Source organism: Paenibacillus pinisoli (assembly GCF_003605435.1).
Taxonomy (GTDB): domain Bacteria; phylum Bacillota; class Bacilli; order Paenibacillales; family Paenibacillaceae; genus Pristimantibacillus; species Pristimantibacillus pinisoli.
Genome location: NZ_QXQB01000002.1, coordinates 774,216 through 788,422, shown reverse-complemented (window position 1 = coordinate 788,422; position 14,207 = coordinate 774,216). Strand labels below are relative to the sequence as shown.

At 53.1% G+C, this 14,207-nt stretch carries 14 protein-coding genes; 10 read left to right on the top strand and 4 right to left on the bottom strand.

All coding sequences use genetic code 11. The annotated features are described in order from the left end of the window. The first annotated feature begins 176 nt into the window (after positions 1–176). From D3P09_RS10930 to D3P09_RS10900, 5 genes are all read left to right on the top strand, one after another. Complete coding sequence (locus D3P09_RS10930; protein WP_120109727.1) at positions 177–1,325, top strand: response regulator; 1,149 nt, start codon at positions 177–179, stop codon at positions 1,323–1,325. Positions 1,326–1,838: 513 nt separating this feature from the next. Continuing rightward, positions 1,839–3,752, top strand: coding sequence for a threonine--tRNA ligase (gene thrS, locus D3P09_RS10920; protein WP_120109724.1), 1,914 nt, complete (start codon positions 1,839–1,841; stop codon positions 3,750–3,752). Positions 3,753–3,902: 150 nt separating this feature from the next. Next, positions 3,903–4,340, top strand: coding sequence for a 3-hydroxyacyl-ACP dehydratase FabZ (fabZ, locus tag D3P09_RS10915; RefSeq protein WP_120109722.1), 438 nt, complete (start codon positions 3,903–3,905; stop codon positions 4,338–4,340). A 637-nt stretch (positions 4,341–4,977) separates the two neighbouring features. Continuing rightward, positions 4,978–5,466: an NUDIX hydrolase gene (locus D3P09_RS10905; RefSeq protein ID WP_120109718.1), complete on the top strand. Its 489-nt coding sequence runs from the start codon at positions 4,978–4,980 to the stop codon at positions 5,464–5,466. Positions 5,467–5,555: 89 nt separating this feature from the next. Then, complete coding sequence (locus D3P09_RS10900) at positions 5,556–6,098, top strand: SMI1/KNR4 family protein (RefSeq protein ID WP_120109717.1); 543 nt, start codon at positions 5,556–5,558, stop codon at positions 6,096–6,098. Positions 6,099–6,177: 79 nt separating this feature from the next. Here the strand turns inward: D3P09_RS10900 and D3P09_RS10895 are convergent, their stop codons facing one another. From D3P09_RS10895 to D3P09_RS10885, 3 genes are read right to left on the bottom strand one after another with little or no spacing between them, the layout of a single operon-like run. Continuing rightward, entirely contained in the window at positions 6,178–6,849 is a 672-nt protein-coding gene (locus tag D3P09_RS10895; RefSeq protein ID WP_120109715.1) for an amino acid ABC transporter permease, read from the bottom strand. A gap of 4 nt (positions 6,850–6,853) precedes the next feature. Continuing rightward, complete coding sequence (locus D3P09_RS10890; RefSeq protein ID WP_243644135.1) at positions 6,854–7,699, bottom strand: transporter substrate-binding domain-containing protein; 846 nt, start codon at positions 7,697–7,699, stop codon at positions 6,854–6,856. A 48-nt stretch (positions 7,700–7,747) separates the two neighbouring features. After that, positions 7,748–8,752, bottom strand: coding sequence for an oxidoreductase (locus D3P09_RS10885; RefSeq protein WP_120109712.1), 1,005 nt, complete (start codon positions 8,750–8,752; stop codon positions 7,748–7,750). Between the two features lie 201 nt (positions 8,753–8,953). Between D3P09_RS10885 and D3P09_RS10880 the strand changes: the two genes are divergently transcribed. From D3P09_RS10880 to D3P09_RS10860, 5 genes are all read left to right on the top strand, one after another. Then, a complete protein-coding gene (locus D3P09_RS10880) occupies positions 8,954–10,045 on the top strand; it encodes an LLM class flavin-dependent oxidoreductase (RefSeq protein ID WP_120110749.1) in 1,092 nt (363 codons plus the stop codon). A gap of 153 nt (positions 10,046–10,198) precedes the next feature. Further along, positions 10,199–11,152: a LysR family transcriptional regulator gene (locus D3P09_RS10875; RefSeq protein ID WP_120109711.1), complete on the top strand. Its 954-nt coding sequence runs from the start codon at positions 10,199–10,201 to the stop codon at positions 11,150–11,152. Between the two features lie 191 nt (positions 11,153–11,343). Continuing rightward, positions 11,344–12,186 carry an amino acid ABC transporter substrate-binding protein gene (locus D3P09_RS10870; RefSeq protein WP_165867388.1) on the top strand — a complete coding sequence of 281 codons (843 nt, stop codon included), beginning with the start codon at positions 11,344–11,346 and terminating at the stop codon, positions 12,184–12,186. Positions 12,187–12,221: 35 nt separating this feature from the next. Beyond that, positions 12,222–12,896, top strand: coding sequence for an amino acid ABC transporter permease (locus D3P09_RS10865; RefSeq protein WP_120109709.1), 675 nt, complete (start codon positions 12,222–12,224; stop codon positions 12,894–12,896). A gap of 31 nt (positions 12,897–12,927) precedes the next feature. Then, complete coding sequence (locus D3P09_RS10860; RefSeq protein WP_120109707.1) at positions 12,928–13,467, top strand: OsmC family protein; 540 nt, start codon at positions 12,928–12,930, stop codon at positions 13,465–13,467. A 113-nt stretch (positions 13,468–13,580) separates the two neighbouring features. Here D3P09_RS10860 and D3P09_RS10855 read toward each other — a convergent pair whose 3' ends face one another. After that, complete coding sequence (locus tag D3P09_RS10855) at positions 13,581–14,201, bottom strand: DsbA family oxidoreductase (RefSeq protein ID WP_120109705.1); 621 nt, start codon at positions 14,199–14,201, stop codon at positions 13,581–13,583. Between the last annotated feature and the right edge of the window lie 6 nt (positions 14,202–14,207).

The window sequence follows — 14,207 nt, the reverse complement described above, 5'->3', positions numbered from 1 at the left end:
TCGCAGTCCAAGACAAGTCAAGCTTTTATGAAAAGAGGGGCTCTGGCGATCAAGCTGATGATATTGTCGGGCTTTAATATCGGTGATACGATGGACAATGTGTAGTTATTACAAGATAGGCAAAATGATAGCTACGATAATTGCCAGAGCGAATTCGTAACCTTGGGGGGAGACGGATGAAGGTAATATTGGTGGATGATGAATCAGCCATGCATTTGATCATGCGGAGGATGCTTAATAAGCTGCCCGGTGTCGAAGTGTCCGCATCGTTCACAGACACACAATCGGCTGCAGCTTTCTTGCGGGAGCATCGTGATATTGACCTTGCATTTGTCGATATATCCATGCCCGATGAAGATGGAATGGCGTTTGCTGCCAGGGCTGAAGCTGGCGAATTCACAGCGCAGATTGTCTTCGTCACCTCGCACAAAGATTATGCCCTGCAAGCGTACGAACTATCGGTTATCGATTATCTAGTCAAGCCGGTATCGCAAGAACGGCTGGAGCGGACGGTAAACCGCGTGCTGGCCGGGCGCCAGGAATTGCCGCAAGCGCCTCGCGTGCACCAGAAGGAAGAGAAGCTCGCTGCGGCTGTCGTCACTGTGCTGGGGGACGTCTTCGTGCAAAGCGGAGAAGGCCGCGTGAAGTGGATTTCTCGCAAAAGCGCTGAGTTATTCGCGTATTTGCTGCTGTACAAAGGGAGGCGGGTTCCCCGTTCGCGTCTGCTGGCAGATATATTTGGCGGCATGACACCGGCAAGTGCGGAGAACTATCTGAATACAACCGTGTACCAGCTTCGCAAATCGTTGGAGCCGCTTCAGTTGCGTAAAGCCGTCCTCTCCGAGAATGACGGCTATGCGCTTGAGCTGAACGATGTGGTCATTGACTATGAGAGGTTCGCCTGCCAGGCAGAACGAATCAAGGTTATAGATGCAACCAACTTAGTAGAGGCACAGCATATAGAGCGTATGTATACGGGGGAGCTGTTTGGGGACCGGGCTTACGTATGGGCAATTCGTGAGACAGAGCGGCTAGCGGAGCTTTACACTTCATTTGCGTTAAAGCTGGCGGATGCGATGTTGGGCACTATGGATATTGTTGGTGCTATGAAGCTGTTGCTCAAGCTGCATGATCGAAATCCGCTGGACGAATCCGCCGTTCGGCTGCTCATGAAGGGCCATGTGCTTGCAGCTGACAAAAAAGCGCTGACAGCACAGTACACCCGTTATGTTCGTTTGCTGGCCAAAGAGCTAAGTATTAAGCCGTCTAGCGAATTGGTATTTCACTATGATTCTCTCCTTAACGAATTAGCTGTTAGAAAATGATGAAAGAGATACAAACAGATACAAACAGGGAGCCCTTGGGCTCCCTGTTTGTTGTTGTGCTAAAACTGGGCTTAAGGAATGAGAAGGGGAATTGTATTGGTGAGATGTATACTCATAACCCATTTTTGAAAGCCATATTGACTTTGCCATCGCAATTATGTACTATCAAGGGCATAACTTCATACATGGCATTGATCAAAGACAAGATTTCCTTCACGGGTTGCCCAGAGAGAGAAGCGATTGCTGAAAGCTTCTTCTGCCACGGACGAGAGATTACCGCTTTGTAGCTGTGTCGTTGAACCTTATGAATCTGTTCTTCATAGGCAGTAAGCGAACACCGTCTTATCCCCGTTACCGGATACCAGAGGACCTTGCATCTGGCTGCGGAGAACAGCCGCAGATGATCATATGCAGGTTGAACTAGGGTGGAACCACGAGCTGAACGCACTCGTCCCTTACGGGATAGTGTGTTTTTTTGCGTTCATAATAATATTGGAAATGGAGGCAAGGATCATGGAGATCAAAGTTACGTTGACCGATCAGACAGTCAGGAGGTGTGAGCAAGGCACCACCGTCATGCAATTGGCTGAATCGATCAGTACGGGACTGAAGAAGAATGCCGTCGCTGGAATCGTAAACGGCAGGCTTGTCGATCTAAGTCACGCGATCGAACATGACAGCCTCGTGGAAATTATAACACTGGATAGCCCGGAAGGGCTGGAAGTATATCGGCATAGCACGGCGCATGTGATGGCGCAGGCGATCAAGCGGATTTTTGGCGATCAGAAGGTGAAGCTTGGGATCGGACCTGTCATTGCAGACGGATTCTACTACGACATGGATATCGAGAAGCCATTGTCCAGCGAGGACTTGCAAGCGATCGAGCAGGAGATGGAGCGGATTGTGAGCGAGAATCTCCCTATAGTGCGCAAGGCGGTCAGCAGGGATGAGGCGCTTCGCTTATTCGAGGGATGGAATGAGCCGCTGAAGCTGGAGCTGATTCGCGATTTGCCAGAGGATGCGGAGATTAGCGTCTACGAGCAGGGAGAATTCGTGGATTTATGCCGCGGCCCGCATCTTCCCTCTACTGGCCGCATCAAAGCCTTCAAGCTGCTTAGCGTCGCAGGCGCTTATTGGCGCGGCGATGCGAGCAACAAGATGCTGCAGCGTGTCTACGGCACAGCCTTCCCTAAGAAAGCGGAGCTGGATGAGCACCTGCGGCTGCTGGAAGAAGCGAAGCAGCGTGACCACCGCAAGCTGGGCAAGGAGCTGGAGCTGTTCATGTTCTCTGAAGAAGCTCCGGGGATGCCGTTTTATTTGCCCAATGGGATGACGATTCGCACGGAGCTCGAGAACTTCTCCCGGGAGCTGCAGCTTAAGCGCGGTTATGTAGAGGTTCGCACGCCGCTTATGATGAACCAGCAGCTATGGGAGAATTCCGGTCACTGGGAGCATTATAAGGACAACATGTATTTCGCCCAGGTCGATGAGGCGAAGCATGCGCTCAAGCCGATGAATTGTCCGGGCCACATGCTGATCTATAGCAATAGCCTGCACTCCTACCGCGAGCTTCCGATCCGCATGTTCGAGTACGGGCAGGTGCATCGCCATGAATATTCCGGTGCGCTGAGCGGCATGATGCGGGTTCGGACATTTTGCCAGGATGATGCCCATTTGTTCGTGATGCGGGAGCAGATCGAGGAAGAAATCGGGCAGGTCATGGAGCTGATCGATCAGGTCTATCGCATGTTCGGCTTTGATTATCGCATCGAGCTGTCGACAAGGCCGGAGGATTCGATGGGGTCCGATGAGCTGTGGAACGAAGCGGAGCGGGCGCTGCAAAATGTGCTGGAGAGCCGCGGTGTCGCGTACCGGCTGAATGAAGGGGACGGAGCGTTCTACGGTCCTAAGATCGACTTTCATATTCTTGATGCGCTTGGGCGAAGCTGGCAGTGCGGCACAATTCAGCTGGATTTCCAAATGCCTGAGAAATTCGACCTCTCCTATGTCGGAGAGGACAGCCGCAAGCATCGTCCGGTCGTTATTCACCGCGCGGTGTATGGTTCGGTCGACCGCTTCATCGGCATCCTGACTGAGCATTATGCCGGGGCGTTCCCGGTATGGCTCGCCCCCGTGCAGGCGAGGCTGCTGCCGGTATCCGATAAGTATATCGATTATGCCCTGCAAGTGAAGGATGTGCTCGAGGAAGCGGGCATACGCGTTGCTATCGACAGCCGCAGCGAGAAGCTGGGCTACAAAATCCGTGAGGCACAGCTGAAGAAAGTTCCTTATATGATCGTGCTGGGCGAGAATGAGCTGAGCTCTTCTACCGTATCGGTAAGGAAGCGGGGAGAGGGCGATCTCGGATCGAGAGATGTCCGGGAGCTTGCAGATCATATCCAAGAGGAAATTCGCATGAAGCGATGAGCGCAGGCGATGGCATCACGAAGTCTCGTTCATAAGCTGGCTGGCAGTTGCGCTCTTAGAGCGGCTGCCGGCTTTTTTGATGGCTGCAAAGTGTGGTCATTTCTTCCAAATAACGTTAATATAAACATAAATTCATTCAAGGAGGCACTCATGCTTAACTCGGAACAAATTCAAAAGCGGATTCCACATAGATATCCCTTTTTGCTAGTTGATCGGATTGTAGAGCTCGATGAAGGGAAGAGAGCTGTCGGCACGAAAAACGTGACGATCAATGAGCCGTATTTTACAGGACATTTTCCAGGCTATCCGGTCATGCCGGGCGTACTGATCGTAGAAGCGCTGGCGCAGGTTGGAGGCATCGCGATGTCGGACGATGGAAGTGGAAGCGGGAGCGGGAATAAAATCGGCTTTCTTACGGGGATAGACCAATGCCGCTTCAAGCGGCAGGTCAAACCGGGAGATCAGCTCCAGCTCGCCTTCGATGTAACGCGGGTCAAGGGCCAGATAGTCAGGGGCAAAGGCGTAGCCACGGTGAACGGCGAACTGGTGTGCGAAGCGGAAATCATGTTTGCATTCAGTTCCATCTAGGTGATAAGCGGCTCTACTCTGTATGGGAGGTGCGACCCAATCGAATGCTGAAATACTTCGAGCCAATCAATACGAGGGTATTCAATGCATCTGCATGGCTAGTCATTATATTAGCCTATGTTTATCCCTTTCGAACAGTCAAAGACGGATGGATAGAAGTGGGGTTCCCCATTCGATTCCTGACGATCTATAGCAATTGGCGGACTAATCTGCTAGCATCGTTAAGCCTTAATCTATTGAGCTTGTTTTTGAATATGGTCATTGTCTATCTCCTTATCTCGGCGGCTCGCAGCTGGTATAAGAGATCCAAGAAGAGTTGACGGTCGTTACAAGTCGGTCCGATTCATAAAGTCATGATCCGAAGTCATTAAGAAGCAAGAGGGAACACCGATTCATTATGGAGTTCTTTTGGAGCGGGATAATGACAAGTTGGAGCAGTTGACTCTAACGTACAGCTTTTATGGTTTCCGGGTTACTCGAGCGTATCCGTTGCGGGACGCTCTCTACTAGGCGGCATTTGTTTCATGGGAGAGTAAGGACACCTTGCAAGAAGGCTGAGAGGCTGTCTCGAGGATGAGAACAATCTCCCCTTTGTAGTATGATAAGGGAATAGGACAATAGCGGGAAGTGACTTGAAGTGTATCCATATACCATCTGCTTTATTAAACGAGGCCATAATCTGTTGCTATTAAATAGAGAGAAAGCCCCGACGAAAGGGCTGTGGAACGGCGTCGGGGGGAAGTTCGAGCCTGGTGAATCGCCGCTTGCCTGCGTATTGCGCGAAACGTTCGAAGAAACGGGCATAAAGCTGGCTGACGCCCATTACAGAGGCGTGGTGAGCTGGGAGTCGGACGGCATATCCAGAGGCGGCATGTACGTCTTTGTTGCCGAGCTTCCTGAGGACTACGTCTATCCGACCCCGCTTAAGATCAGCGAAGGCATCCTGGATTGGAAGGCTATCGACTGGATCTTGTCGGAGCGCAATCTCGGAATAGGCGAGATGATCCCTTACTATTTGCCAGCTATCTTGAGAGGAGAATGCTTGGAGCACAGGTGCACCTTTTCGAATCATAAATTAACGGGTTACACTGCGGTTTCATTATCAGTTGAGGTACTTGGCTCATAAGAAGTTCGAGGCAATAGTTACATGAAGCAGATTAAGATTAGGATAAGCTCGCTGGACGCCTAATTTTATTCTGGCAAGGAGCGGTGGAGATGTGGGATGGAGTATTCGAGCGGGAGTGGGCTAAGCTGCCGGGGGCTCCACAGGAGGAGTGGCTTGCGCTGCAGGCGCAATGGAATGAGCCGTTATCGGAGCTGGAGATAGAGGAGATTAAGAAGCGGCAGGTGAATCCGTTTCCCGTCACGTCACCGTATTATGCGCTTTATAAGCCATTGGTTCCAGAGACATGGGATTTTCCAAAACGGGAATTGCCAGAGAGTTACGGAGAGCTGCTGCGGTACTCCAATGGTGGAGAGTTTCAGACGGGCGCTCGTCACTTTCAGTTTTTTGGGACCGCTGAATTTAGGGCTATGAACTTGGCCTATGAATTTCCGGCGTATATGCCGGGGACGGTATCATTTGCGATGGATGGCAGCGGCCATCACTACATATTCGATATGAGAGCGAAGCCGCGGAATGGGGAGTATTCCATTCTGATGGCGCATTCCGGGAATTTGGGATTCGAGGATTGTGTATGCGTTGCCGGATCTATGTTAGAGCTGTGCAGGGGGACCGAAGAAATCTCTTATCCATAATTCAATATGCGCACGGGTATGGGGCGTAATAAGAGAAGGGCTTACGCAATGCGCAAGCCCTTCTTGGCCAGGTTATGCGCTACTGCACATAAGGCTTGCCGACCTTCTTCTCCAGCAAGCCCTGCAGCTTGCCGAAGAAGAGCGCGACGACCAGATAGAGCAGGCTGACGGAGAGGAAGGCTTCCATTACTTTCAGCGTGTCGGCGGCCATCAGCTTCGCTTGGCCCATCATTTCCGTCAAGCCTAACGTAAAGCCGAGCGATGTCTCCTTGATGATGACGAGAAAGGTATTGCCGAGCGAAGGCAGAGCAATCCGGTAGGCCTGCGGGAAGACGATGCGGCGGAAGGTCTGGAGCCGGGTCATGCCGACGGATTGCGCGGCCTCCGATTGACCGCGATCCACCGAGTCGATTGCCGCGCGGAATATCTCCGCCAGATAAGCTCCGTTATTCAGGCTGATCCCGATTACCGTGGCCTGGAACGCATTCATTGCACTCAGTGCCGGGAAAATCTGCGGCAGTCCGTAATAAAGCAGAAAGAGCTGAACGAGCAGCGGCGTAGAACGGAAGAATAAGATATAAGCGTTCGCCGCTCCATGAACAACCTTAAGACGCGAACGAATCATCGATTCAATGATAATGCCGAGCATGACGGAAAATATCATAGAGAGGACAGACAGCATCATCGTAATGGGCAAATAGCTCAGCAGCTGCGGCAGGCTTCTTATCAGATAAGACAGGTCAAAGTTCATCGCCTTACTCCGCCGGCTTGCTAATGTCTTCGCCGTACCACTTTTCTGCAATTAGCTTGATGGTGCCGTCATCGCGCAGCTCCTTCAGAGCGGCATTCACCTCTTCCACGAAAGCCTTGTTCTCGTCGTTGATGAGGAAGGGGCTTCCGGCAGGGATGACGACGAACTGGCTGCCCGCCAGACGAATCGGCTGGCCGGTTTTTTTGATCTGGGCAAGCGCGGCCGCTTTGGTGGAGAAGGTGGCATCCAGCCTCCCGAGCAGCACGTCGCGGAAGGCGCCTTCGCCGGTCTCGTACGTGACGACTTCGATTTTGCCTTCGGGGTCAGCCTCTTTAATGTAGTTCAGCATAATTTTATTGCCGGCGACAAGGCCGATTTTTTTGCCCTTCAAATCCTCCAGCGAATTTACCGTTGTATTTTCTTCCTTCACAACAAGCTGCGCGCCGGAATAGACATAGGGATCGGTGAAGAGGTATTTCGCTTTCCGTTCTTCGGATAGCGCGATGGAGTTGACGATCGTATCGATCTTTTTGGACTCCAGCGCTCCGAATAAGCTGGCGAAGTCGGTCAGCTGGTATTCGATTTTGAAGTCCAGCTTCTCCGCAAGCTTCTCCCATATTTCAATTTCATAGCCTTCCAGCTTGTCACCGTTCTCCGTGTTTTTGAAGGAGTAGGGATAGAAGGCGCCGTTTGTTCCGATCCGCACGATTTTTTGATCCTTGGCATCTCCAGAGACAGCTTTCTCCCCGCCGCTCCCGCATGCGGCTAGCTGCGAAACGGCGGCAAGCGCCAATAAGGCACCTGCTAGCGTTCTTCTGAATATGTGCCATTTATTTTTGCTTCTCTTCATTATAGACAATTGCATTACCGCCTTTATCTTAGAGTGGTTGTAGCCGGATTATGATCCGCTCCGGGCGGGCAGAGGCTGCTTGCCGAGCAGCTGTCCCGCGAAGTCCGGCTCGTCTTGCATAGGCCGTCCGATGGCGACGAAATCGGCGAGTTCTTCTGCGACGACACGCTCCGCCAGCGCTCGCTGATGGATGCCGCCAACGGCGATGACAGGGAGGGTCGTCTCCGATTTCAGAACGGCGGCATACGGAATCTGATAGCCGGGATGAACATTGTGAGGACGGACGGGCGTAATGCCGCCAGAGCTGACATGAACGGCATCGAGCAGCGGCTCCAGCCGCTTGACGATGTCCGCTACGTGCTGCGGAATCAAGCCGCCCGGATCGTAATCCGAAGCAGAAACCCGGATCTGAACCGGATAGTCCGGTCCGACCGCTTCACGTACGGCTATGGCAACTTGCAGGATGAACTGCAGTCTGCGGTTCGAACTGCCGCCATAAGAGTCTGTGCGCAGATTGGATATAGGCGACAGAAACTGATGCAGAAGATAGCCATGTGCAGCATGCAGTTCGATTCCATCGAAGCCGGCTTCCCGGCTGCGAAGAGCCGCCTTGCGATATTGCTCCACAAGCTGCTCCAATTGCTCGTTGCTGGCCTCGAGGGGCTGTCCGTATTCATCATTGAATGCAATCGGGCTTGGCGCCAGCAGCCTCTCTCCGGGAAGCAGATGCGACTTGCGTCCGCCATGCGATAGCTGAATAAAGGCGCGGCCGTCTCTTGCATGAACGGCTTTAACGACCTCTCTAAGTGGCTTAATGTGGGAATCTGTATAGATGCCTATATCATCTTGATACAGACGGCCCCCTTGCGATACGGCAGTGGATTCGACGATGACCAGTCCGACATCGGCTGAGCGCCTACCGTAATGCCGGGCATGATACTCCGTCGCATACCCGTCCGGCGTGCCTCTATGCTGCTGCATGGGGGCTAGGACGAGTCTGTTCTTCAGTTGGAGCTTGTTGATTCGGCCGGGCGAATGCAAAGAAACGGTCATGCAAAAGCTCCTTTCCTTTTATTCTGATAGGTTTAATTGGTTTATGGTCGTTATTATATAGGCAAATCCTCTTGCAAATCCAATATGAAGTTCGCTATCGCTTTCATTGGCCCAGCCTATCAATTCGATATGAAATTTGATATTGGAGTTGGCGCGGAGCCTCCCGTTAAGATGTAGGGGATGAATAAGCCGCCTGTCATTATGGCAGCCGATAGGGAGGAACAACGCTTGAGCTTTGAATTTGGAGTGTATACGTTCGGCGATTTGACACGTGATCCGCATAGCGGAAGAGCGGTTAGCGCGAAGCAGCGGCTGGAGGAGATTATTGCGGCGGCGAGGCTTGCCGAGGAAGCCGGGCTTGATGTATTCGGAGTAGGCGAACATCATACACCGAACTTTGCAGTGACGGCGCCACCGGTCGTCTTGGCTGCGGTTGCCAGACATACGAAGCGCATCAAGCTGACAAGCGCTACAACTGTATTAAGCACAGTTGACCCCGTGCGTCTGTACGAGGACTTTGCGACGCTGGACCTCTTGTCGGACGGCAGAGCGGAGATTATCGCAGGGCGCGGCGCGATGGCGTTTCTGGATACGTACCGATTGTTCGGCTATGGGCTAACGGATTATGATGCGCTGTTTGAAGAGAAGATCAACCTGCTGCTTCAAATCAACCACGAGGAGAGTGTGTCTTGGAAAGGGCGATTCCGTCCCGAGCTGCTTGAGGCGGGTGTAGCGCCGAGGCCGCTTGGCGGCAAGCTTCCTCTATGGATCGGCGTAGGCCGTACGCCGGAGAGCGCAGAGCGGGCAGGAAGACTGGGGGCGGGTCTGGCGTTCGCGCAGCTAAGCGGCGATCCGAGCCGGCTGAAGCCGCTGGCTGATGCTTATCGTGCCGCTGGCAAGGCCGCCGGGTATAGGCCTGAGCAGCTTCCGGTCGCCGTATGCGGCCATGGTTATATTGCGCCGACTTCACGCCAAGCTCTGGATGAATATTATCCGTACCATGCCAATTACTTCGAGCATATTATGCAAAAGCGCAATCCGGCCGACCGCATGTCCCGCGAGGAGTTCGAACGGTCTACAGGAGCTGCCTATGCGCTTGCTGTCGGAGGTCCCGAGCAAATTGTGGAGAAAATTATGTATCAGCATGAGCTGATTGGGCATAGTCGCTATATCCTTCAATTGGATATCGGAGGCGTCCCTTACGCCAAAGTCGCCCGTTCCATTGAGCTGCTGGCTAAGGAAGTCATGCCTGTTGTCCGGCGAGAGCTAAGAGGCCAAAGGAGATTGTATTGACCAACCTTGTCATCGGGAATAGAATGGGATTAATGGTAGAAATCATACAATTGATTCCAGATTTCAAGTCGAACAGACAACTGTAGGCTGAAGCATTCCGCTTCGGCTTTTTTTGTCCTTAGCGGCGATTTCAAGAGAGAGAGGAGAAGGAGAATGGACCTGTTGCAGCTCAAATATTTTCAAACGGTGGCCCGCCGGGAGCATATTACCCAAGCGGCCAAAGAGCTGAATATCGCGCAGCCATCGTTGAGCCAGACGATTGCGCGGCTGGAGGATGACCTGGGTGTGACGTTATTCGACCGATTAGGCCGCAATATCCGGCTGAACGAGGCAGGCAGAATTTTCTTGCAGCATGTCGAGCGCGCCTTCAGCGAGCTGGAGAAGGGCAAACGGGAAGCCGTCCGGATAACGGGCAAGTATGAAGAAGTCATTACGGTGGCCTCCATTCACTTGCCGTTCGTATCCGAGATGCTGGCTTCGTTCGTCGCGAAGCATCCGGAGACGAGATTCCGGTTCCAGCAGGGCTGCTACAATTCTATGAAGCAACTGCTGAAGGATAGAGAGATTGACCTATGCCTATCCGCACCGCCCATTGAATTGCCGAATACGACAAGCATACCGCTGTTGTCCGAGGAGCTGCGTCTGCTGCTGCCTGTCAGTCATCGTCTGGCTTCGCGGGAATCCGTGCATCTGATCGAGGTAGAGAAGGAAGCTTTTATCGGGCTCAAAGCCGGCTTCGGGCTGCGGGATGCGACGGATGAGTTTTGCCGGAAAGCGGGGTTTACGCCTAATGTTATTTTTGAGGTGGAGGATCCTGCACTGCTTCATAAGCTTGTCCGGGCAGGCATCGGCATCGCCTTTATTCCCGCGCTATGGGATATGGACAATACGGACCCGGCCACTGTAGCTGTACGGATCGCCGATCCGAACTGCTTCCGGACGATAAGCTTGACCTGGTTGGAGCGGCAAGAGCTGTCGCCCAGCTTTGAACGCTTCCGTATTTACGTGATTGAATATTTTCATAAGCTTCAGCAGAGACTGGCAAGCGCCGCTTCTCCAGGGGGAGAGCATCCGCGCTCCATTATAGGATTGGAACGATTAAAATAATATCGATTTTGGTATTGGATAGGGAATGAAGAGCAACCTTATAATCATTTTGCAGTCATAAAACCCATTAAATTCATAGGTTAACTGTGAAAATAGAGGGTTCCTTATCTTCAAAGGGCGTGTCGGGGGAGACGAGAACCGGGCGGCTGGGCGGATAAGGAGACAAAATGAGGGTAAGGGAGTGTACGGACATGAACAAAAAGACAAGAGGGACTCACAAAACCGTAACGTTGGCAATGCTTGCTTTCGTCTTGCTGCTGACGGCATGCGGCGAGAATACGGGAAAGGTGGGGGCAGCAGTACCGTCGAAGGAACCGACAGAGGCTCCGGCCAAGAAGCTGGTGATCGGTTCAACGGGCGGCTTTTATCCTTACGTCTTCCAGAACAGCGACACGAATAAGCTGGAAGGCTTCGAGGTGGATCTCTGGGGTGAAATCGCCAAACTGACCGGCTATGAGGTGGAGTGGCAGACATCGGAATTTAGCGGCTTGTTCGGACTGCTGGATACCGGGAAAATCGATACGATCGCCAATTCCATCGCTGTAACGGAGGAGCGGAAGAAGAAATATCTGTTCAGCGAGCCTTATGTGTTCTCCGGCGCGCAGCTCGTTGTGAAGGAAGGGAATGACGCTATCCAGTCCCTGGAGGACTTGAAGGGCAAGAAGATCGGTATCCAGCTCGGCACGAACTTCGCCAATCTGGTTAAGGATTTCGATAAAAACGGCGAAATTGAAATCGTCAATTACGAGTCGGCGGAGGCTGGCTTTCAGGACGTGGCGATCGGCAGGATCGACGCAACCTTCGCGACGAAGGCTTCCGCGCTCGGTACGATTCAGAAGACCAAGCTGCCTCTTCAGCTTGGGGGCAAGCAACTGACGACGATACCGGCAGCCAATCCATTCCTGAACAAGGAAGAGAATAAGGAATTGATCGACGGGGTGAATGATGCCCTGAAGCAGCTTCGGGAGAACGGAAAGCTGGCCGAGATTTCGACCAAATGGTTCACGCAGGATTTGACCAATCCGGATAACTGACTCAGATAGCGCGTTGGAAGGGGCGAAGGCCACTTATGTTTGATTTGTTATATTTGCTGTCGGCGCTTCCCCGGCTGCTGCAATTTATGTATTTGACTGTGACAATCGCTGTGCTCTCGATGCTGTTCGGACTGGTGCTCGGGCTGCTGCTGGAGACGGCGATCAGACGCAAGGTATTCCTGTTGTCCCCTTTCTCGAAGGTGTACATCTCTTTCTTCCGGGCGACGCCTCTGCTGGTGCAATTGTTTATCTTGTATTATGGGGTTCCGCAGGTGATACCGGCTTTCGGCGAGATCAATGCCTATTGGGCGACCGTAATCGGCATTAGCTTGAACTGCGCGGCGTATCTTGCGGAGAATATTCGGGCGGCAATCCGCTCGATTGATTACGGGCAGTGGGAGGCATGCCAATCGATCGGCATGACCCGCTGGCAGAGCATGCGGCGGGTTATCCTGCCGCAGGCGCTTCGCATCGCGCTACCTTCTTTCGGGAACCAGTTCGTGACTGTCGTGAAGGAGACGTCGCTGGGCTTCACCCTGGGCTTAACCGAGACGATGGCACAGGCTAAGCTGATGGCTGCCGATACCTATAAGTTTCTGGAATCGTTCCTGGCGGCTGCCATACTGTATTGGCTGGCTGCTATTGTATATGGCTATATTCAAAGCGCCATGGAGAAGCGGGTCAACCGCCCGTACGGCCATGAGGTTTAACCGGTAATGCGCCAGAGAAGGAGTGGAAAGAATGAGCACGTTAAATGAATATTTGCAGGACAAAAAATCGGCTTTGGATGCGCGCAAGCTAAGCTTGGCGAAGACGGATGAAGTTGTTCCGAATAAGCTGAAGGCGGGCATTCGGGTTGCGGGACGAAGCGGCGTGCGCGAAATTCGCATTCGCGACTTCCAGGTCATCAGCGACAGCGGACCCGAGCTTGCAGGATACAGTCTCGGTCCAAGCTCGCCCGAGCTTCAGCTTGGTGTCCTCGGCAGCTGCCTGTCGCACATTACGCTGATTCAGGCGGCAGAGCGGGGAGTGCCGCTGGAATCGGTGGAAGTAGAGGTGACGGGAGAGATGCATCCTCTGGCGGGCAAGCCGGGCTATGAGGATGTTCCGGTGTACCTTCATAATATTGCGTATACGCTGCGCATCGAATCCAGCGCGACTGCGAAGGAACTGGAGGAGCTGCATGAAGCTGTCGAGCTGGCCTGCCCGATCTTAAATCTGCTTCAGCAGCCGCAGCAAGTGATAGGGACGCTGGTGCGCTCGAAGCGGAAGCGTGCATAGGGGCCGGGCAGAGATGTTTGTTTGCACCAAGATCAAAGCAGGAAGCGGGCATCATGCGCGCTTCCTGCTTTTTTACTTTGGTGAGGTTGGGGTTAAGCTGGCATACCGCTGGCTCACTGCCCTGCGGCGGACTTCAACTCCCGCTGCTGCTCGCGCTCAATCACTTCCAGGAATTGATGCTTGAACGCCATGCCGCGAATGACCGTATCGCCGATGACGAAGGTTGGGGCCGAGTTGATGTTGGCGACGTAATAAGCGTGATGCAGCGCTTCGCGGTGTTTCTCGCGGTAGGTGCGATCCTCCAGCGCCTTGCGGTAAGCGGCGCGTTCGAGGCCAATCTCTCCAGCCAGTTCGGTGAGAACATCGATCTCCCCGATATTTTTGCTCTCCAGGAAGAAGGCTTCGTACATCCGTTTGTTGTATTCCTTCGCCTTGCCGTGCTCGATGGCGAACTGATATCCCTCGAAGGCCAGATGCGTATACGGCTGAGGAGAGAAGGGTGGCTTCACGATCGGAATGCCCAGCTCGGCTGCGATGGGATAGACCCGCTCTCTCCAATCCCTCGTAATGTATTCGCCCTCGGGGCGAAGGGTAGGCGTCGGATAAGGGCGAAGCTCGAATGGCAAATATTCGACCTCGATTCCTTTCTCGGCGGCGGCCGCCTCCAGCTCGCCTTCGGCAAGGATGCAATAAGGGCATACAAAATCGGAATACACTTGCAGTTTCAAAGCCATGAATAG

Bases quoted from the DNA above. Each gene is read 5' to 3' on its own strand.
- D3P09_RS10930 (WP_120109727.1), top strand. From the start codon at position 177: ATGAAGGTAATATTGGTGGATGATGAATCAGCCATGCATTTGATCATG.
- thrS (WP_120109724.1), top strand. From the start codon at position 1,839: ATGGAGATCAAAGTTACGTTGACCGATCAGACAGTCAGGAGGTGTGAG.
- fabZ (WP_120109722.1), top strand. From the start codon at position 3,903: ATGCTTAACTCGGAACAAATTCAAAAGCGGATTCCACATAGATATCCC.
- D3P09_RS10900 (WP_120109717.1), top strand. From the start codon at position 5,556: ATGTGGGATGGAGTATTCGAGCGGGAGTGGGCTAAGCTGCCGGGGGCT.
- D3P09_RS10895 (WP_120109715.1), bottom strand. From the start codon at position 6,849: ATGAACTTTGACCTGTCTTATCTGATAAGAAGCCTGCCGCAGCTGCTG.
- D3P09_RS10890 (WP_243644135.1), bottom strand. From the start codon at position 7,699: ATGAAGAGAAGCAAAAATAAATGGCACATATTCAGAAGAACGCTAGCA.
- D3P09_RS10885 (WP_120109712.1), bottom strand. From the start codon at position 8,752: ATGACCGTTTCTTTGCATTCGCCCGGCCGAATCAACAAGCTCCAACTG.
- D3P09_RS10880 (WP_120110749.1), top strand. From the start codon at position 8,954: ATGGCAGCCGATAGGGAGGAACAACGCTTGAGCTTTGAATTTGGAGTG.
- D3P09_RS10875 (WP_120109711.1), top strand. From the start codon at position 10,199: ATGGACCTGTTGCAGCTCAAATATTTTCAAACGGTGGCCCGCCGGGAG.
- D3P09_RS10870 (WP_165867388.1), top strand. From the start codon at position 11,344: ATGAACAAAAAGACAAGAGGGACTCACAAAACCGTAACGTTGGCAATG.
- D3P09_RS10865 (WP_120109709.1), top strand. From the start codon at position 12,222: ATGTTTGATTTGTTATATTTGCTGTCGGCGCTTCCCCGGCTGCTGCAA.
- D3P09_RS10860 (WP_120109707.1), top strand. From the start codon at position 12,928: ATGAGCACGTTAAATGAATATTTGCAGGACAAAAAATCGGCTTTGGAT.
- D3P09_RS10855 (WP_120109705.1), bottom strand. From the start codon at position 14,201: ATGGCTTTGAAACTGCAAGTGTATTCCGATTTTGTATGCCCTTATTGC.